The 19,727-nt window shown below is 71.5% G+C and carries 14 protein-coding genes, 1 tRNA gene and 1 riboswitch; of the genes, 7 read left to right on the top strand and 8 right to left on the bottom strand.

Annotated features, from left to right (window positions below; genetic code table 11):
* Positions 1-44: 44 nt before the first annotated feature.
* The gene (locus ABZT04_RS41915) at positions 45-2,126 is read right to left on the bottom strand and encodes an asparagine synthase-related protein (protein ID WP_356064811.1); all 2,082 of its coding nucleotides are present in this window, start codon (positions 2,124-2,126) and stop codon (positions 45-47) included.
* A 671-nt stretch (positions 2,127-2,797) separates the two neighbouring features.
* On the opposite strand from ABZT04_RS41915, the gene ABZT04_RS41920 reads away from it, so the two are divergent.
* The 4 genes from ABZT04_RS41920 to ABZT04_RS41935 all read left to right on the top strand — a co-directional run bounded on the left by ABZT04_RS41920 (position 2,798) and on the right by ABZT04_RS41935 (position 7,805).
* Positions 2,798-4,222, top strand: a complete 1,425-nt coding sequence (locus ABZT04_RS41920) for an MFS transporter (protein WP_355923652.1) — start codon at positions 2,798-2,800, stop codon at positions 4,220-4,222.
* A 67-nt stretch (positions 4,223-4,289) separates the two neighbouring features.
* A complete protein-coding gene (gene lhgO / locus ABZT04_RS41925) occupies positions 4,290-5,549 on the top strand; it encodes an L-2-hydroxyglutarate oxidase (protein WP_356064814.1) in 1,260 nt (419 codons plus the stop codon).
* Between the two features lie 52 nt (positions 5,550-5,601).
* Positions 5,602-6,423, top strand: coding sequence for a tRNA (guanosine(46)-N7)-methyltransferase TrmB (gene trmB / locus ABZT04_RS41930; protein ID WP_356064816.1), 822 nt, complete (start codon positions 5,602-5,604; stop codon positions 6,421-6,423).
* Between the two features lie 62 nt (positions 6,424-6,485).
* Positions 6,486-7,805, top strand: coding sequence for a PrsW family intramembrane metalloprotease (locus tag ABZT04_RS41935; protein ID WP_356064818.1), 1,320 nt, complete (start codon positions 6,486-6,488; stop codon positions 7,803-7,805).
* Positions 7,806-8,567: 762 nt separating this feature from the next.
* On the opposite strand, the gene ABZT04_RS41940 is transcribed toward ABZT04_RS41935, so the two are convergent.
* The 7 genes from ABZT04_RS41940 to ABZT04_RS41970 form a co-directional block, all read right to left on the bottom strand.
* Positions 8,568-9,512, bottom strand: coding sequence for an aldo/keto reductase (locus tag ABZT04_RS41940; RefSeq protein ID WP_356064820.1), 945 nt, complete (start codon positions 9,510-9,512; stop codon positions 8,568-8,570).
* A 56-nt stretch (positions 9,513-9,568) separates the two neighbouring features.
* Positions 9,569-10,576, bottom strand: a complete 1,008-nt coding sequence (locus ABZT04_RS41945) for a M23 family metallopeptidase (RefSeq protein ID WP_356064823.1) — start codon at positions 10,574-10,576, stop codon at positions 9,569-9,571.
* 11 nt (positions 10,577-10,587) lie between these two features.
* Positions 10,588-10,744, bottom strand: a riboswitch (cyclic di-AMP (ydaO/yuaA leader).
* A gap of 233 nt (positions 10,745-10,977) precedes the next feature.
* Positions 10,978-12,132 (bottom strand): PP2C family protein-serine/threonine phosphatase, encoded by a 1,155-nt coding sequence (locus ABZT04_RS41950; protein WP_356064825.1) that lies wholly within the window; start codon positions 12,130-12,132, stop codon positions 10,978-10,980.
* A gap of 119 nt (positions 12,133-12,251) precedes the next feature.
* Positions 12,252-12,325, bottom strand: a tRNA-Met gene (locus ABZT04_RS41955).
* A gap of 117 nt (positions 12,326-12,442) precedes the next feature.
* Complete coding sequence (locus tag ABZT04_RS41960) at positions 12,443-13,414, bottom strand: SDR family NAD(P)-dependent oxidoreductase (protein WP_356064827.1); 972 nt, start codon at positions 13,412-13,414, stop codon at positions 12,443-12,445.
* Positions 13,415-13,515: 101 nt separating this feature from the next.
* The gene (locus ABZT04_RS41965; protein ID WP_356064878.1) at positions 13,516-14,421 is read right to left on the bottom strand and encodes an alpha/beta hydrolase; all 906 of its coding nucleotides are present in this window, start codon (positions 14,419-14,421) and stop codon (positions 13,516-13,518) included.
* 198 nt (positions 14,422-14,619) lie between these two features.
* Positions 14,620-15,750 (bottom strand): dihydrofolate reductase family protein, encoded by a 1,131-nt coding sequence (locus ABZT04_RS41970; protein ID WP_356064829.1) that lies wholly within the window; start codon positions 15,748-15,750, stop codon positions 14,620-14,622.
* Between the two features lie 92 nt (positions 15,751-15,842).
* Between ABZT04_RS41970 and ABZT04_RS41975 the strand changes: the two genes are divergently transcribed.
* The 3 genes from ABZT04_RS41975 to ABZT04_RS41985 all read left to right on the top strand — a co-directional run bounded on the left by ABZT04_RS41975 (position 15,843) and on the right by ABZT04_RS41985 (position 19,572).
* Positions 15,843-16,340, top strand: a complete 498-nt coding sequence (locus ABZT04_RS41975) for a MarR family transcriptional regulator (RefSeq protein ID WP_356064831.1) — start codon at positions 15,843-15,845, stop codon at positions 16,338-16,340.
* Between the two features lie 219 nt (positions 16,341-16,559).
* Positions 16,560-17,201 carry a GTP cyclohydrolase II gene (gene ribA / locus ABZT04_RS41980; protein WP_356064833.1) on the top strand — a complete coding sequence of 214 codons (642 nt, stop codon included), beginning with the start codon at positions 16,560-16,562 and terminating at the stop codon, positions 17,199-17,201.
* A gap of 145 nt (positions 17,202-17,346) precedes the next feature.
* Positions 17,347-19,572 (top strand): MMPL family transporter, encoded by a 2,226-nt coding sequence (locus ABZT04_RS41985; protein WP_356064836.1) that lies wholly within the window; start codon positions 17,347-17,349, stop codon positions 19,570-19,572.
* Positions 19,573-19,727: the final 155 nt, after the last annotated feature.

Here is a 19,727-nt window from a genome sequence, read left to right on the forward strand (position 1 = left end):
GGGCCTAACCCGCCCACTCAAGACGACCTCCGCCTCCCACCACCTCAAGCCCCACCCGCAGCCAACGCCCCCCGCTGCGGCCTGATCCCCGCCGGAACCGCACGCGCGCGTGCGGGCGTCCCCGTCCAGCAAGTGCCCCGGCGGGCCAGAAGGCGGCCCAGCCACAGCTCCAGGGACACCAGGTCCGCGAGGCCGTCCAGGGGCAGGGGCTCGCCCTGGGCTGCCGCGCGGAGCGCCTTGCGGACTACTCGGGCCTCCACCAGGCCCGCCTGTGCCAGGAGGGGTGTGTCGAAGAGGGCCATCAGGGAGTCCGCGGCCACCCGGAGGCCCGTGCGGGACGCGGCCGCTGTCGACGCGTGGGTGGGGGCGCCCCAGCCGGGTGGGAGGTCTCCTACGCCGGCGCCTTCCAGGACCGTACGGAGGATGGCCGCCCGGGCGCCGGGCTGGACCCGTAGGGCTTCGGGGAGGGTGCGGCAGGCGCGGACCACCTGGTTGTCGAGGAAGGGGGTGTGGAGGCGTTGGGAGCGGATCTCCGCGGCCTGTTCGAGGATGCGGAGGTCGGAGGCGTGGCGGGCGAGGGCGGCGCGGGCGCGGAAGTCGCCGGGGCGTTGGCCCGGGCCGACGCCCTGGCGGCTGGGCGCGCCTTGAAGACGAACCGATACTTCAGCGAGGGCTTCGCCGGTCAGCCAGCGGGCGGCGGGACCGGGTCTGGCCCAGGTGAGCGCGGCGAGGGACGCGCCGACCGCGCCGCCGGGCTCCTCGAAGCGCTGGTGCAGGAGGCGGTCGGCGAGGACTTCGAGCCCCGTGCCGTAGGGCGTACGGGCGAGGCGGCGGGCCGCGCCGTACACGCGCGCGGGGACCATCACCGAACCGTCCGCCTTCGCCAACGCGGCCACGGGGCGCACCAGATGGCGCCGTTTGCGGTCCATCAGGAGGTCCGCGAGGCGCGCCGGGTGGGCGTCCAGGACCTGCCGGGCGCCGTACCCCGTGAAGTGGTCGGCGCTGCCCGCCGCGAGCCGCGCGCGGTGGCGGGCGGCGATGATCAGGGAAGGCCCGGGTTCGTCGGTGAGGGGGCCGTCGAGTTCGGCGTACGGCAGGACGTCCTCGCCGCCGGTCACGACCACGTGGTGCAGGCGGGGGTTGGCCGCGAGGGTGCCGGCCCGCTCGACCTCGGACTCGCGGCCGCGCACGGCGAGGTCGTTGAAGGTGACGGCCAGGAGGCGTTCGCCCGCGCCGGTACCGTGCCCGAGGACCGTGCCCGGGGCCCCCGGCAGCCCGGCGGCGAGCAGGGCCAGCGTCCCGGAGGCGGGCCCCCCGGAGAGGTCGGCGCCGATCCCGGGGACGGGCATCCCGCGCGCGGCACGCCGCTCGGCGGGTCCCATGCCGGGCACCGGGCCCGGGTCGATGTCGGGAACGTGCCGGGGCGCGGACAGGCGCGCGCGCACCGCGTCGACGAGTGCGTCTCGTACGGCGTCCACCGCACTGTCGGGGTCGACGGGCGCGGCCGCGACGGCGAGGGAGGCGACCGGCTCGTACCCGGCGATCTCGCGCGCCCCCGCGCGCAGGATGAGCGCATGCCCCGGCGGAATGCGACGCACCCCCTCGTACGGCGTCGAGTCGTGCAGCGCGGCCGGCACGTCCGGGGCGGCGAGCAGCGCGGCGAGGTGACCGAAGTCGAGGTTGGCCTCGATGAGGTCGGCGAGCGGGAGCGCGGCCGTGGAGTAGGCCGTACCGCCGGCCCAGGGGGTGTAGAACACCGGCTTGGCGCCCGCGAGATCACCGCAGACCATGGTGCGGCGGCCGATCTTGACGACCGCGGTGTAACTGCCGGACCAGGCGGTCAGATGCCGAAGTGCCCCTCCGCGCGCGGAGAACAGGCTCAGCCGCAGTTCCTCGTCGGAGGCGCCGCAGGTGCCGAGGACGGCGATCCGGGTCTCCGCGTCGACCATCACGACCCGCACCTCGTCGGGCCGCCAGTCGCCGACCGCCCACAGCGGATCCGGGTCGCCCCACAGGAGTTGGGATCCCACCGGGTGCACCGTCTCACCGTCGAGCCCGGTCGCCCCCGCGGAACCGATCGCGGCGGCTCCAGCGGCGGTGCTGCTCCATCCCACCAACCACCGCATCGACGCCTCCACAGGCTGTGGACAACCAGTGCACCGCACGAACTGGGCACCATGCTGCCATGAAGGACGCCTTCCGGAGAGCGGCGGAAGCCGCTCGAGATCGCGCAAGTACGCCCAGGACAAGGGACAACCGGACAACGACGACCCTACGTCCGCGACGCGAATGCGCCCCCGATACGCTCCCCCAGAACACCTAACGCGCCCTCAACTCCCGTGGTAGGAGCGGTATTCGGCACCGAGGGGCGGGGATGATTTTCAGCCAAATCGGCTTTGCGGGCACGGGTTCGCGCACGCTCCGTACATGCCTTGCGCACCGCTTCGCACCGCGCACAGCCCGGGAGGCGGAGTACGCCTCCCGGACCGGTCCGCCGCCCGCGGGGATGTAGGCGGCGGTGTCCCCCAGCCCACTGGATCCAGTACAGCGGGCCGACCCACGCACTCGCTATCGAAGCGCTCCCGCGATGGCCGGAGAAGAGCGCACACACGGGCGCACGGCCACACGGCGGGGGCACGTCGCAACCCTCCGTGCAAACCCCGCACTCGCGTACGGACCACAATCCCGCCAACCGGAACAATGCCCCTTAACGCTTGGGATGCGGCGAACTACGCTGGGTTTACGAATGCCGCATGGTTATGCCAGCGCGGCAGCCGTCTGTGTCGAGGGGTGGCGCATGTCCAGGGAGCAACGCGGGCCGAACGAAAAACTCGGCACCGTTCTCGCCCTCGCGGGAATCAGCAACGCAGGACTCGCGCGTCGCGTCAACGATCTTGGCGCTCAACGCGGGTTGACACTTCGCTACGACAAGACGTCGGTGGCGCGCTGGGTGTCGAAGGGAATGGTGCCCCAGGGCGCCGCCCCGCACCTCATCGCGGCCGCCATCGGCCAGAAGCTCGGCCGCCCGGTGCCGCTCCACGAGATCGGCCTGGCGGACGCGGATCCCGCGCCGGAAGTGGGCCTCGCCTTCCCCAGGGACGTCGGTCAAGCCGTGCGTTCCGCAACGGAGTTGTACCGCCTCGACCTCGCCGGCCGCCGGGCCGGCTCCGGCGGCATCTGGCAGTCCCTCGCCGGGTCGTTCGCAGTCAGCGCATACGCAACGCCCGCCTCACGCTGGCTGATAACCCCGGCCGACAGTTCGGTGGCGCGGGAGGCGAACTCCTCGGAGGGCGCGAGCGCACCGCTCAAAGTCGGCCACAGCGATGTGCAGAAGCTGCGGGAGGCCGCGGAGGACGCCAGGCGCTGGGACTCCAAGTACGGGGGCGGCGACTGGCGTTCGTCCATGGTGCCGGAGTGCCTGCGGGTAGAAGCGGCACCGCTGCTGCTCGGCTCGTACTCCGACGAGGTCGGCAGAGCCCTCTTCGGGGCCAGCGCCGAACTCACCCGCCTGGCAGGGTGGATGGCCTTCGACACCGGCCAACAGGAGGCGGCGCAGCGGTACTACATCCAGGCGCTGCGCCTGGCCCGCGCGGCGGCGGACGTGCCCCTGGGGGGATACGTACTGGCGTCGATGTCGTTGCAGGCGACCTACCGCGGCTTCGGCGACGAGGGCGTCGACCTCGCGCAGGCCGCCCTGGAGCGCAACCGCGGCCTGGCCACGGCCCGCACGATGAGCTTCTTCCGGCTCGTCGAGGCACGCTCCCACGCGCGCGCGGGGGACGCCCAGGCGGCCGGCGCGGCCCTGAAGGCGGCCGAGGGCTGGCTGGAGCGGTCCCGCGACGGGGACAACGACCCGTCCTGGCTCGGCTTCTACTCCTACGACCGCTTCGCCGCCGACGCCGCCGAGTGCTACCGCGACCTGAAGGCACCGCGCCAGGTCCGCCGCTTCACGGAGCAGGCACTGTCGAAGCCGACGGAGGAGTTCGTGCGCTCGCACGGCCTCAGGCTCGTCGTCTCGGCGGTCGCCGAGCTGGAGTCGGGCAACCTCGACGCGGCATGCGAGCAGGGCGTACGGGCGGTGGAGGTCGCGGGGCGCATCTCCTCGGCCCGCACCACCGAGTACGTGAAGGATCTCCTGCACCGGCTGGAGCCGTACGGCGACGAGCCGCGGGTGGTCGAGCTGCGGGAGCGGGCCCGGCCCCTGCTGATGGCCCCGGCCTGAGCGGTACCGCACATCCCGCCACTTTCCGGCGTTTGAAGTGACTGTCAGTGGTGCAGTGCACTATCGGATGCGGGAGGTGGTGCGCGTGGTCGGCTACGACTGTGACGTGCTCGTGGTGGGTGGTGGGATCGTCGGGCTGTCGACCGCGTATGCGATCACCCGTGCCGCACCGGGCACGCGGGTGACCGTGCTGGAGAAGGAGACGGGCCCCGCCCGGCACCAGACCGGGCGCAACAGCGGGGTGATCCACAGCGGGATCTACTACCGCCCAGGCTCCCTCAAGGCGCGGTACGCGGTGCGCGGCGCCGCCGAGATGGTCAAGTTCTGCGCGGAGTACGGCATCCCGCACGCCGTCACCGGCAAGCTGATCGTCGCCACCGAGCGCGCCGAGCTGCCCCGCCTGCACGCCCTCGTGCAGCGCGGCCGGGAGAACGGCATTCCGGTGCGGGAGCTGGGCGCCGCCCAGATCGCCGAGTACGAACCGGAGGTGCGCGGCCTGGCGGCCATACAGGTCGCCACGACCGGCATCTGCGACTACACGGAGGTCGCCCGCCACCTGGCCGAGGCCTCCGGCGCGGAGATCCGCTACGGCGCCCGCGTCGCCCACATCGACCGGCGCCCCGAGCGCGGGGTCGCCGTCCGCACGGTGACCGCGACCGGCGGCGACATCGTGCGCGCCCGGGTGCTGGTGAACTGCGCGGGCCTGCACTGCGACGAGGTGGCCCGTCTCACCGGCGACGACCCGGAGATGCGGATCGTGCCGTTCCGCGGCGAGTACTACTCACTCGCCCGCCCCGAGCTGGTGCGGGGCCTGGTGTATCCGGTACCGGACCCGGCCTTCCCGTTCCTCGGCGTGCACCTCACCCGCGGCATCGACGGCGGCGTCCACCTCGGACCGAACGCGGTACCGGCCCTGGCCCGCGAGGGCTACGGCTGGGGTGTCGTACACCCCCGGGAGATAGCGACGACGGCCGCCTGGCCCGGGGTGTGGCACATGGCCCGGCAGCACTGGCGGTACGGCGCGGGAGAGCTGCGCCGCTCGATCTCCAAGAGCGCGTTCACCACGGCCGTACAGCGGCTGCTCCCGGCCGTGACCCCCGACGACCTGGTGCCCTCGGCGGCCGGAGTCCGCGCGCAGGCCGTGCTGCGCGACGGCACCCTCGTCGACGACTTCCTGATCAAGGAGGGACCGCGCACCGTCCATGTGCTCAACGCCCCGAGCCCGGCGGCGACCGCGTCCCTGCCCATCGGCAGAGAGGTCGCCCGGCGGGCCCTGGCCGTCCTGCGGCAACAGACGGCGAGGCCGACGCCGGCCGGTTCGCCGTAGCGGACTCCCCCGCAAGCCACCATCCGCCCGCTCCCCGTAAAATCGACGCACTGTGTCTGACTCCCTCAACGCCCCCGACGCCCCCGCCGGCTCCACCCCCGCCGAGCCCGCGCGGCGCCCCCGTGCCAAGGGCGAGCCCCGTTTCCCGGACGGTCCGAAGCCCGATCCCGCCGGGTCGCACTTCGAGCGGCGGATCCGGAGCTTCCAGCCGCGCCGGAGCCGGGTCACCACGGCACAGGCGGACGCGCTGGAGCGGCTGTGGCCCAAGTGGGGGCTGGACATCGACGGACAGCGGATCGTCGATCTCGCCGAGCTGTTCGGGAACGACAACCCGGTCGTGCTGGAGATCGGCTTCGGGATGGGCGAGGCCACCGCGCAGATGGCCGCCGCGGACCCGGCGACGAACATCCTCGCCGTCGACGTGCACACCCCGGGCCAGGGCAATCTGCTGGCCCTCGCCGACCAGCACGGCCTGTCCACCGTCCGCGTCGCCAACGGGGACGCCATCATCCTGCTGCGCGAGATGCTCGCCCCGGACTCGCTGGACGGGCTGCGCGTCTACTTCCCCGACCCCTGGCCCAAGAAGCGGCACCACAAACGGCGGCTGATCCAGCCGGAGTTCCTCACCCTCGCCGCGACCCGGCTCAAGCCCGGCGCGATCCTGCACTGCGCGACGGACTGGGAGCCGTACGCGGAACAGATGCTCGAAGTCCTCAGCGCGCACCCGGACTTCGAGAACAGCCAACCCGACGGCGGTTTCGCGCCCCGTCCGGACTTCCGGCCGCTGACCCGTTTCGAGGGCCAGGGACTGGACAAGGGACATGTCGTGAACGATCTGCTCTTCCGTCGCGTACCCCAGGAAAACCAACACTGACGACCAGAGCTGACGCCAGGCTCCCTCGCGGGCCGTGCCCTTACCTCGTTAGGGTCGATGCCGTGGCCACGTTTTCGCCGTACCCCCCACACCCCGGCCACCCCGCCGGTGGTGTGCCCGGGCACGGGCCGCGCGAACGCTGGTGGCGGCGGAACTGGGTCCGGCACTGCGCGCTGATCACCCTGCTCGCGCTCTCCGGGCTGGTCATCCTCGCGCTCGTCCGCCAACAGACCGGCACAGAAGGGTTCTTGGTGGGTCTCGGGCTCGCGGTGCTGCCCGTGCCGCTGCTCGTCGCCGCGTTCCGCTGGCTCGACCGGGTCGACCCCGGCCCCTGGCGGAACCTCTTCTTCTCCTTCGCCTGGGGCGCCTGCGCCGCGGCCCTCATAGCGATCGTCGCCAACAGCTTCGCGACCCGGTGGATAGCGACCACGACCGCCGACCCGACCAGCGCGGACACCCTGGGCGCGACCGTCATAGCGCCGATCGTCGAGGAGTCGGCGAAGGCGGCGGCCGTACTCCTCGTCTTCCTGTTCCGCAGACGGGACTTCACCGGGATCGTCGACGGGGTGGTGATAGCCGGGGTCACCGCGACCGGCTTCGCCTTCACCGAGAACATCCTCTACCTCGGCACCGCCTTCGGCACCGACCAGCTCACCGGCGACCGCGGCTTCACCTCGGTCACCGCGGCGACCTTCTTCGTCCGCATCGTCATGTCCCCGTTCGCGCACCCCCTGTTCACCGTCCTGACGGGCATAGGCTTCGGCATCGCGGCCCTCTCCCCCGACCGGCACCACATCAGACGCATCCTGGTACCACTGACCGGCCTGCTCCTCGCGATGGGCATGCACGCGATCTGGAACGGCTCCTCCACGTTCGGCCAGTACGGCTTCTTCGAGGTCTACGGCATGCTGATGGTGCCCGCGTTCGGCCTGCTGACCTGGCTCGCGGTCTGGACCCGCCAACGCGAACTGCGCACCGTACGCGAGGAGTTGCCGGTATACGTCCACGCGGGCTGGCTGCCCCCGGCCGAACCCTTCGTACTCGGCTCGATGAAGGCCCGCCGCCTGGCCCGCGAGTACGCCCGCCACCACCTGGGCAGACCCGGTTCCCGCACGGTCGCCGAGTACGAGGCCCACGCAACCACCCTGGCGTTCCTCCGCCACCGCGCGGGCCGAGGCCACGTCGGCCCCGAATTCCCCGTACGGGAAAGGCAGTTGCTGCACGAACTGTGGCTCCGCCGAGAGGTGGCCCGCCCGGCCCTGGACTACGCGGCGAGGCGCACGGCACCACCGGTGCCGGTGGTTGTGCCGCCGTGGCCGGTGTACGGGGTGTACGGGAACGCGGGGGCGCCTTACTCGGTGTACAACCCGTACCGGTCCTGAGGTCTTCCGGGCCTGCCGCAGAGGCTGGACGTGGGCCGCGCTGCCAGGGCCTCGACGGCGTGGGAACCCTGGAGGCGTTGACATCGCGCTCCCCCGCTCCCGGCGCGGCTCGACCGGGGGCCCATCGCTCCGCATCGCCCGCGGCAGCGGCCGCCGGGATCCGGCGCCTCCTCCACCGTGCCATCGCAAGCACAGGACGCCGACCGGTCACCGCCACTTTCCAGCGCCTCGACCCGCTGGAGACCGAGGCCGACGCCCCGTCAGCTTCTCCAACTCCGCGTCCGTCAGCCCCAGTTCCGACCGCCGGCGCCGACCAGCCGCCGTCGCAGCCCCGCGCCCCGACCCGCCGGAGACCCCAGGCCGCCGCGTCGAAAGGCCCCGCCTGCCTCACGCCGCCCCCGGCACACGCCCACTGCCATGAGGGCGTGGGAGGCGCCCCCACCCGCCGCCCCGACCGGCGACACCAGCCGCACTCCAGACTCACCCTGCGGGCGAACAACGGGACTTCACGGCCCCGACCTAGGCCGACGACTCCGTCAGCTTCCCCAACTCCCGGTCCGTGAGCTCCAGTTCTGCCCACCGACGCCGACCAATCACCGCCGCTGTCCCGCGCCCCGGCCCGCCCAAAACCCCAGACAGCGTCCGCAAGGCCCGCCTGCCTTACGACGCCTGGCACGCTCCCCCGCTGCTGGTGCCCCCACCCGTCGCACCGACCGGCGACACCAGCAGCGCGCGTGAGAAGCAGGACTTCCCGGCCGCGACCTACGCCGACGCCTCCGTCAACAACCCCAACTCCCCCTCCGTCAGCTCCAGTTCCGCCACCGCCAACAGCGCCGGCAGTTGCTCCACCGTCCGGGCGGACGCGATCGGTGCGGCGACCGTCGGCTGGGCGGTGAGCCAGGCCAGGGCGACCGTCGCGACGGGGGCCTCGTGGGCCTGCGCGATCTCGTCCAGGGTGGTCAGCACATTCTGCCCGCGCTCCGATTCGAGGTACTGGGCCGCGCGCCCCGCCCGTGCGCTCTCCACTGTCGTGCCGGGGCGGTACTTGCCGGTGAGGAAGCCGGCCGCCAGGGCGAAGTACGGGAGGGCCGAGAGGCCGCCGCGTTCGGCGACGTCGCGCAGCTCGCCCTCGTAGGTGTCGCGGGAGACGAGGTTGTAGTGGGGCTGGATGGCGACATAGCGCGCCAGGCCCTCGCGGTCGGAGAGGTCGAGGGAGGCCTGGAGGCGCGCCGGTGAGATGTTGGAGGCGGCGATGTGCCGTACCTTGCCCGCCCGCACCAGCTCGTCGAGCGTGCCGACGATCTCCTCGACCGGCACGTCCTCCTTGTCGAAGTGCGGGTAGTACAGGTCGATGTAGTCGGTGCCCAGGCGGCGCAGGGAGGCGTCGGCCGCGGCCTTGATGTTGGCGGCGGACAGGCCCTGGTAGTCGGGGTGTTGGCTGACCTTGGTGGCGATGACGACGTCGGCGCGGTTGCCGCGGGCCGCCAGCCACCTGCCGATGACGGTCTCGGACTCACCGCCCTTGTGGCCCTCGATCCACGCCGTGTACGAGTCGGCGGTGTCGACGAAGTTGCCTCCGGCGGCCGTGTACGCGTCGAGCACGGCGAAGGAGGCGGCCTCGTCCGCGGTCCAGCCGAAGACGTTGCCGCCGAGGACGAGCGGGAAGATGTCGAGGTCGGACCGGCCCAGCTTGCGAAGAGAAGTCATGCTCTACGTCAACAGCCGGACCGGAACCGGATATTCCAGCGAGATCGCCGGGTGCCTCAGGGGTTGAGCCCCTTGCTGCGCAGCCAAGGCGCCGGGTCGCTGGCGGTCGCGGCGCCGTTGATGTGGACCTCGAGGTGCAGGTGCGGCCCGGTCACGTTGCCGGTGGCGCCGACGCGGCCGATGACATCACCCGTGGCGACCTTCTGCCCGACGCTGACGTTGATCGAGGACTGGTGGCAGAACCACAGCTCGGTGCCGTCGTCGAGGGTGATGATGGTGCGGTAGCCGTACGACCCGGCCCAGCCCGCCTCGGTGACCGTGCCGCTGTGAATGGCCTTGATCAGCGTGCCGGTGGGCGCGGCGAAGTCGAGTCCGGTGTGGTAGCCGGAGGACCACATGGTGCCGGCCTGACCGAAGGTGCCGGTGATCGTGTACGACCCGACCGGCAGGGTGTACTGCTTGGCCAGCGCGGCGAGCTTCGCGGCCTCGGCCTTCTTCTTGGCGGCGTCCTCGGCGGCCTTCTTCGCGTCGGCGGCCTTGGCGGCGGCGTCCTTCTCGGCCTTGGCCGCGGCGTCGTCGACCTGCTTGGCGACGGCGGCCTCGGCGGCCGCCTGCGACTTGCCGTCGACCTGGAGCTGCTGGAGCTCGGCCTGCTCCATGATCCGGTTGCGCAGCAACTCGCCCGCGTCCGAGGTGCCCTTGGCGGTCTCGGTGGAGGTCACGCCGACGCTGCTGAGCGCGGTCGCGGAACCCTTGGGGGTGCTGGAGGAGTCGTCCAGCAGATGGCCCACGGAGGGCAGGTCCGGCAGGGAGATCGAGACGGGCGGCTTGCCGGTGTTGGCGCTGGCCATCCCGCCGGCGCTCACGGCGGCTATGACACCGACGCCCAGGACGGTGGAGCTGCGGGCGAATCCCCCGCCACCACGCTGCTTGGCGACACGGTGCTTGCCGCGGTTGGGGGGAACGGACTCCGCGCTGGGGTTCCACTCCTCCCAGGGGCCCTCGTCGGGGCGGTAACCGCCATACACGAACGGGGCTTCTGGGGCAGCCTGGTTGGACGCCACGTGGGCGTGCTCCTTTCCTTCCTTCTCGCCTACCGGGTTAGCTGACGGGTTCGGAGCAGGAAGGTCTCCTACGCGCGTAAACCCGCCGTGTTCCCACGGCGGTCGACGAGCGATTCACCCCAAGTGGTGGTTCCCCGGTTCCCTTGCGGGATTCGGCGCGTGCGCACGGAGCCGTCTCTTGTGACGGCTGGGACGACCGCGCTGCGTTATCGAACGTTAATAGACCCGGGCACCCGATTCCAAGCTGTTCGGCTTGATCATTAACCTTTCCTTGCTGGACGAAGGGCCCACGACCGGCGAAAAACGGGCGAGTTGACCAAGTCTCAGAATTCACACAGCTATTGACGGTATGTCAGTTGTTATGCGGAGGGCGCTCACCCGATCACACCTGGTGACACCGTTCATGGATGCCGTACGGCGATCATCGCCATGTCGTCCGACATCCCGCCCCCGGAGTACCGGCGCACCTCCTTGGCAAGGATCCCGAGCAACGCCTCGGGGCTGCGGAAGGTCCGCCCGGCCAGCCGCTCCCCGGGATCGAAGAAGACACCGTGGCGATCGCGGGCCTCGGACAGCCCGTCGGTGTACACCAGCAGCGTGGCTCCGTCCGGGAAGGCGAACTCCTGGGCACGGTCGGGCCAGTACCCCAACTCGCCCATGCCGAGCGGCAGTGCGGGCTCTTTGACGAGCAGGGTGTGCACAGCGCCGTCCGCCTCCAGGAGCAGCGGCGGCGGATGGCCCCGGTCGACGATCCGTACGACGCCGTCGCCGTGCGGGATCTCGGCGAGGACGGCCGTGGTGAACCCCTCGAACGCGTCGAGCCCGTCGCGCCGGCTGCCCTCGCGGGCCAGCGCCCGCTCCAGCCGCTCGGCGACCTCCTCCAGGGTGGTCTCCTGCTGGGCCGCCTCCCGGAACGCCCCGATCACCACGGCGACGGCGGCGACCGCGCCCATGCCCTTGCCGCGCACGTCGCCGACGATCAGCCGTACGCCGTGCGGGGTGTCCTGCACCGCGTACAGGTCGCCGCCGATGGACGCGCCCTCCTGGGCGGCCTCGTACCGTGCCGCGATCTCGAACCCGCGGATCCGCTCGGCCGGTTCGGGCAGTACCGCGCGCTGGGCGGCCTCGGCGATCTCGCGTACGGAGGCGAGCTGCTCGCTGCTGCGGCGGACGAGGAGGTTGATGAGGACGGCGAGACCGGCGACCGTCACCACGGTGACCACCTCGGTGACCGCGTCGATCCGCAGGACGATGCCGAGTTTCAGGTGGATGGCGAGGACGACGGCGACCGCGGTCAGGCCGGTGAGTACAGTCCCGCGCCGCGAGTAGAGCGGGGCGGCGACGAGCGGGGCGGCGGTGAAGAACGGGGCCGCGGTGAAGTCCTGCGGGGTGAAGTAGTCGTAGAACGCGCCGACGACCAGCAGCAGCGCGGGCAGTCGGCGGACGAAGGCGAGGGTGTACGGGATCCGCCGTCCCTCGTCGGGGCCGAGGCCGGGGTCGGGCACGGGGTCGCCGGGCAGGCGCCCGCCGGCTCGCACATACGGACCCTCCTCCACGCGTCCAGTTTTTCGTGGTGGGGGGAGGGCGGCGAGCGGGGTGACCCGATAGGGGAAGGGGCGGAAACACCAAGGGCCGGAATCCAGAAGAAATCTGGATTCCGGCCCTTGGCCTTGAGTAGCGGGGACAGGATTTGAACCTGCGACCTCTGGGTTATGAGCCCAGCGAGCTACCGAGCTGCTCCACCCCGCGCCGTTGTGTTCCCAACTATACGCCATTCGCGGGGTCCGAAGTCACACGAGTGTCAGCCGTCCGGGTTTCCTGGGGTTCGAGGAGCGCCGCCAGGGCCAGGCCGTGTCGACGCGGGGCTCACGAGGTCAGGTCGACGCCCGTCAGTTCGGCGGAGAGGGTCCACAGGCGGGCGGCCTGGGACGGGTCGGTCGCGTAGGCGCGGGCGCCTGCCCAGGAGTCGTCGTCGGGGAGGGCGGGCTCGGCGATGTCGCAGTCCTCGCAGTAGACGCCACCCATGCCGTCGAGTTGCGGGGAGGTCGCGGCCCATACCTGGGTGGCGGCGCCCTGCTCGGGGGTCTTGAAGCTGCCGCTGGGATTGCCGTGTTCGTCGATCCAGCCGCGTTCGATCATTTCTTCACGGGACGTGTGGCGCACCAACTCGGTGAGGATCTCCCCGGGATGGAGGGAGAACGCCCGCACTCCGGACTCGTGGCCCAGCCGATCCAGGTGGACGGCGAACAGCATGTTCGCGGTCTTCGCCTGGCCGTAGGCCGCCCACTTGTCGTAGGGACCGTGCTCGAAGTGGATGTCGTCCCACCGGATGTCCGACAGGTGGTGCCCCCGGGACGACACGGCCACGACACGGGCGCCGCCGCGCGCGATGGGCGCCCAGAGTCGGTTGACGAGGGCGAAGTGGCCCAGGTGGTTGGTGGCGAACTGGGCCTCCCAGGCCGCCGGGCCGACCCGTGTCTCCGGGCAGGCCATGATCCCGGCGTTGTCGACGACTATGTCGATGTCCCGCCCCGAGGCGAGGAACCGGTCGGTGAACTCCCGCACGCTGTCCAGGTCGGCGAGATCCATCTCGTCCACCTCGACCCCGTCGAGCCCGCCGACCGCCCGCTCCGCGACCTCCCGGCGCCGGGCCGGGACGACGACCCGGGCGCCGGCGCGGACGAGCGCCCGGGTCGTCTCCAGGCCGAGGCCCACATAGCCCCCGGTGACGACGGCGAGCTTGCCCGTCAGATCCGTACCCCGCAGGACCTCGTCCGTGGTGCTCCTGGCACCGAAACCGGATCCGATCTTGTGCTGTGGTGTGGTCGTGTACGTCATGTCTTCGGACGCTACGACTTCGAGGGCGCTCTATCGCAAGGGCCGTCGCCGGTGCCGGCGCGAACGCCGTCGGGAACCTCCGGCGAGCCCCCGCGAGTGCCTTACCCTCCCTGCCCCGCGAGCGTGTCCAGGGCTTCGGCGACCGGGACGGGATCGAGAGGGCCGACGTGTGACGCCGCTGCGAAATTGTGCACGTGGAACCTGTTGTCGGGCGTGAGCGCGTCGGCTTCCGCGATCATCCTGTCCTGGAGCGCGGTGGCGATCGTCCGGTCCTTGCCGAAACGCAGGTAGGTGCGGGGAACACGTCCCCAGGCACCAGCCCGGCCGACCGCTCGGCCCGCATAAGCGGCTATGGGTTCGTCGGTCTGCATTCCGGCCAGCGTCCGGCGGAATTCGGCATCGGGATAGTCCGCGCAGATCATCTCCTTCAGGAGGGACAGCGCATGGCTGTCGCCCGTCCGGAAGTTCAGCCGTAATACACCGAGCCGGTCCGGGTCACCCACCGTCAACTCGACCGGGCTGACGGCGTTCGCGTTCTCGGGGGCCGCCGTGCAGGCGTCCGCCGAGGGCAGGACACGGCTGGGGCAGAAGGCCGCCATGTAGCAGATGTGGTGCAGCAGATGCGGGACGGCGTTGCCGACCCGGCTGACCGATACTCCACCCAGACTGTGCCCGACCAGGACCACCGGGCCGTTCCGTGCCGCCCGCCGCACGATGCCCGTGACGCGTGCCTCGTAGTCCTCCAGTCCGAGGCCCCCCAACGGGGAAGGCTCGACGGCCATCGCTTCGAGGTCCTGTCGCTGGTACGACTCCGGCACGAAGGCCTCCGCGCCGTGCCGCGGCTGGTCCACCATGACGACGCGGTGACCGCGCAGCGTCAGCTCCCGGGCGATCGGCATCCAGAACGCGCCCGCGCTGTGGGTGCCGTGCACCAGCACATAGGTGGTGAGCCCGCGACGCGGGTCCGCCGCGGCCGGCGAGGTTCCGAACCCGGTCGCCAGTGCCATGCCCGCCGCCGACAGTCCCAGCCCACGCAGTGCCGTCCGCCTGGTGGTGCCCGTTCGTTGTTCGTTCGTGGGATTCGTCATGGTCACGAGGCTAGGAACGGCCCGTTCGGCCCACCAGCGGTCCAGCAGCACCATGGGGGTGGGCCCAACACCACTTGACAGCACAGGAGTTGCTCATGTGCCGGTGAGCCGGACGCCTCAGCCCAGCACATGCCGATTCGGTGCCGTCGCCCGCTCCTCGTACTCCGGCAGTACGACCACCGACACACCCCTGGCCACCAGCACCCCACTCCCGTCGGCCCCCGTCACGAACGTGTCCGGTTCTCTCCACGCCGTCACCACCCGCCGTACGCCCGCGTCGAGGATCAGCCGGGCGCAGGGCTTGGGGCGGGAGGCGCGGTGGGTGCAGGGTTCGAGGCTCGTGTAGACCGTGGCGGTCGCGAGACGCGGGTCTCCCGGGGCCAGTTTCGCCAGGGCCGCCTCCTCCGCGTGGACCACCGGGTCGCCGGCCTCGCGGGAGTGGCCACGGGCCAGTTCCGTGCCGTCCTCCGCGACCACCACCGCGCCGACACTGAACGCCGTCTGCGAGGGCGGGCAGTCGGCGGCCAGGTCGCAGGCGAGGGCGAGCCAGTGGTGGTCGGCGGCGGAGGGGAGGTCACCGGTGCCGGGGGCGGTGGGTTCGTAGCGGATGAGGACCACGTCCTCGATGGGGCGGGTCTCGACCAGGCGGAGGCGGCCGGCCTGGTAGTCGCCGGGGCCGAAGAGGCGGGGCGCGTCCGGGGTGCCGACGAAGAGGGGGGACACGACGAGCTGGAGTTCGTCGGCCAGGCCCTGCTGGAGGAGCTGGGTGTGGATGGTGCCGCCGCCCTCGACCATCAGGCGGCGCACATCACGGACCTCGTGCAGGTGCTCCAGCAGGCGGCGCCAGTCGAGGTCCGGGCCGAGGGAGACGATCTCGGCGGCGAGGCCGAGCCGCCCGGCCCGCTCTGCGCCCTTGTCCGTTGTGAAGACCAGCTTCTCCCCGCCCGTGTGCCAGAAGTTGGCCGTGGGGTCGAGATCACCGGAGCCGCTGACCGTGACCTTGAGGGGGTACTCCGGCTTACCGGCGGCGATGCGGGCCGCGCGGCGCTCCGCGGAGTTGACGAGCAGGCGCGGGTTGTCGGCGCGGATCGTGCCGGCGCCGATGAGGATCGCGTCCACGGACGCCCGGACCTCGTCGACCCGGTCGAAGTCGGCCGGGCTGGAGAGGAGCAGCCGGTCGGGGCCGGTGTCGTCGAGGTAGCCGTCGAGGGAGACGGCGGCGGAGAGGAGGACGTACGGGTGAGGCATCGGACGCGCTCCCGGCTCGGTGGGACGGCGGACCCGGGTCCGAAGGGAACCGCGGGCTTGGTTCAAGTTTGAAACAAACCTACACTGGGGGTATGACGACCCGCTGGCTGACCGCCGAGGAGCAGCGCGCCTGGCGCGCGTACATCGCCGCGACGCACCTCCTGGAGGACGCGATCGACCGGCAGCTCCAGCAGGAGGCCGGCATGCCCCACCTGTACTACTCCATCCTCGCCAACCTCTCCGACGTACCGGACCACCGGCTGCGCATGACCGACCTCGCCGAGCAGTCGAAGATCACCCGGAGCCGGCTGACGTACGCCGTGACCCGGCTGGAGAAGGACGGTCTGGTGCGGCGGGAGGGGTGCCCGTCCGACAAGCGGGGCAGTACGGCGGTCCTGACCGACGCGGGGATGGCCGTGCTGGAGCAGGCGGCGCCGGGCCATGTCGAGACCGTGCGCGCCGCGATCTTCGACCATCTCACCCCGGAACAGGTGGGCCAGCTGGAGGAGATCAGTGCCGGGATCGCGCGGGCGCTGGAGACACCGGAGGACGTCCCGTGGCGCCGTCGCTCCACCCCGCCGTGTTCGTGAGCCGTCTCCGTGAGCCGTCTCCGTAAGACGTCTCCGTAAGACGTCTCCGTAAGACGTCTCCGTAAGACGTCTCCGTAAGACGTCTCCGTAAGTCGTCTCCGTAAGTCGTCCCTCAATTCTGTTGCTTCAAATTTCAAGCATGCGGTAGGGTCCGTGATCGTGGATGTGCTTCAGTTTTGAAGCACATCGCTCCATCACCCATCGGACTCGGAGACCCGCATGCCCGACTTCCCCGCCGCCACCCCGCGTGCCCGCGTCCGGGTACCGCTGCGCTTCCAGGACGGCTACACCGTCGACGCCGAGCTCGTCACCTTCCACGGTCTGACCGACGGTCAGGAACATGTCGCGGTCGTCCTCGGCGACCCCGCCCCCGGCACCACCCCGCTGGTCCGGCTGCACTCCGAGTGCCTGACGGGCGATGTCTTCGGCTCCGCCCGCTGCGACTGCGGGCCCCAACTGCGCGAGGCGGTGGAGCGCATCGCCGACCGCGGCGGTGTCCTGCTCTATCTGCGCCAGGAGGGCCGGGGCATCGGCCTCTACAACAAGCTCGACGCGTACGCCCTCCAGGACCAGGGCCTCGACACCTACGCCGCCAACGCCGCGCTGGGCCTGCCCGAGGACGCCCGCGACTACACGGCCGCCGCCCAGATGCTCACCGCCCTCGGGGTCACCTCGCTGGACCTGCTCTCCAACAACCCCGACAAGGCCGACCAGTTGCGCGGTCTCGGCATCGACGTCCACGACCGGGTCCCGACCGGCGTCTTCACCACGCCCCACAATGTCCGGTATCTACGCGCGAAGGTCCTCCAGACCCAGCACACGCTGCCGCTGGGCCAGTTGACGGAGCTGCACGCGGGCTGAGCTCCGCGGGGATGGTGTAGCGGGCTACACCATCCATTCGGGAGGGCGCTCCCTCGTGGCGGAAGGCCGTCGGCGGAAGGGTTGAGACCACGATCTCGACCGACCGTCCGACTGACCGATGCCGACGTGGAGGCCTCCCTCAGCCATGGCTACTCTCCTTTATCACTTGGGCCGCGTGGCCTTCCGGTGGCGCTGGTTCGTCACCCTCTTGTGGGTGGTGGTCCTCGGCGCCGTCGGATTCGCCGCCGCCAAGGCCCCCGCCGCCCCCGACGACGGCTTCACGATGCCGGGCATCGAGTCGCAGAAGGCGTTCGACCTGCTGGAGCAGCGTTTCCCCGGCACAGCGGCGGACGGCGCGAGCGCCCGGATCGTCTTCGTCGCCCCGAACGGCGAGAAGGTCACCGCGACCGAGAACAGGGCGGCGATCGAGCACCTGGTGACGGAGGCGGGCGACGGTTCCCAAGTCGCCTCCGCCGTCGACCCGTTCACCGCGCGGGCGGTGAGCAAGGACGCCTCCACGGCGTACTCCACCGTCACCTTCAAGGTGAAGGCCGACGACCTGACCGACACCGCGAAGACGCACCTGGAGCGGGCCATCGACACGGCCCGGGACGCGGGTCTGACCGTCGAGGTCGGCGGTGACGCGCTCGCCGAGAAGCCCGCGGCCGGTGGCAGCGCCGAGGCGATCGGCATCGCCATCGCGGCCCTCGTCCTGCTCATCACCTTCGGTTCCCTGGCCGCCGCCGGACTGCCCCTCCTCACCGCGATCCTCGGCGTCGGCATCAGCATGTCCGCGATCCTCGCCCTGGGCACCACCTTCGGCCTCTCCGAGACCACCGGCACCCTCGCCACGATGCTCGGCCTGGCCTGCGGCATCGACTACGCCCTGTTCGTCGTCTCCCGCTACCGCGAGGAACGCGCGAAGGGCCACGCGCCGAGGGAGGCGGCCGGACTCGCGGCCGGTACGGCGGGCTCCGCGGTCGTCTTCGCCGGCCTCACCGTCGTCATCGCGCTCGCCGGACTCTCCGTGGTCGGCATCCCGATGCTGACGAAGATGGGCCTGGCGGCGGCCGGCGCGGTCCTGCTGGCCGTCCTGATCTGCCTCACCCTGGTCCCCGCGGTCCTCGGCTTCTGGCCGAACGCGGTCCTCTCCCGCCGCGAACGCAGGAACCAGAAGAACCCCAAGAGCAACGCCAAGCGGGGCAACGGCGAGAACGCCGGCAGCCGTTGGGCCCGGGTCGTCGTACGCCACCCGGTCCCCGTGCTGATGCTCGGCGTCGTCGGCCTCGGCGCGATGGCCACCCCCGCCCTCGACCTCCAGCTCGGCATGCCCGGCGACGAGGCCAAGGCCACCTCCACCACCGAACGCCGCGCCTACGACGACCTCGCCGAGGGGTTCGGCCCCGGCTTCAACGGACCGCTGACCATCGTGGTCGACGCCAAGGGAGCCACCGACGCGAAGGCCGCCGTAGCGACCATCGCGAAGGAGATAGCGGCCACGGACGGAGTGGTCTCCGTCTCACCGGCCCGCTTCAACCAGGCCGGGGACACCGCGGTGTTCGCCGCGACCCCCGCCACCAGCCCGACCGACGAGAAGACCAAGGACCTCGTCCAGAAGATCCGCGACGAACGGCCCGGCATCGAGTCCGGCACGTCCGGCGCGAGCTTCGAGGTCACGGGCACCACCGCGCTCAACATCGACGTGGCGCAGAAGGTCCAGAGCGCGCTGATCCCGTACCTGGCCCTGGTGGTGGGCCTGGCGATCGTCCTGCTGCTCCTCGTCTTCCGCTCGCTCCTGGTCCCGCTGAAGGCGGCCCTCGGTTTCCTGCTCTCCGTGCTCGCGGCGCTCGGCGCGGTCGTCGCGGTCTTCCAGGAGGGCCACCTCGCCTCCTGGCTGGGCGTCGACCAGACCGGCCCGATCATGAGCCTGATGCCGATCTTCCTGGTGGGCATCGTCTTCGGACTGGCCATGGACTACGAGGTGTTCCTCGTCTCCCGGATGCGCGAGGCCTACGTCCACGGGGACGGACCCGGGCAGGCGATCGTCTCCGGGTTCCAGCACAGCGCCCGGGTGGTCGTGGCCGCCGCGCTGATCATGATGGCGGTGTTCTCCGGCTTCATCGGCGCGGGTGAGTCGATGATCAAGATGATCGGCTTCGGGCTGGCCATCGCGGTCCTGTTCGACGCCTTCGTCGTCCGGATGGCGATCGTGCCGGCCGTCCTCTCCCTGCTCGGCCACAAGGCCTGGTACCTGCCCCGCTGGCTCGACCGGATCCTGCCCGGCGTGGACGTCGAGGGCGAGGCCCTGAGCCGCAAGGTCCCGGCCCCCGTCACCGAGACCCCGGCCCCCCACCTCACACCGGTCCCGTAGGGACCCCGCAGACCGGGGCCGCCAAGAGCGGAGGCGGCCCCGCGGCGCCGGTTCCCGTGGGGACGGGGCTCCGGCGCAAGTCCCGGGCCCGGCGACGGGCACTCCCCCCGCCCGTAGCCGGGCCCGCGGACGTCCAACCCACCAGCCAGAGAGGG

Origin of the sequence: Streptomyces sp. NPDC005492 (assembly GCF_040605995.1) — a bacterium.
Lineage (GTDB): Bacteria > Actinomycetota > Actinomycetes > Streptomycetales > Streptomycetaceae > Streptomyces.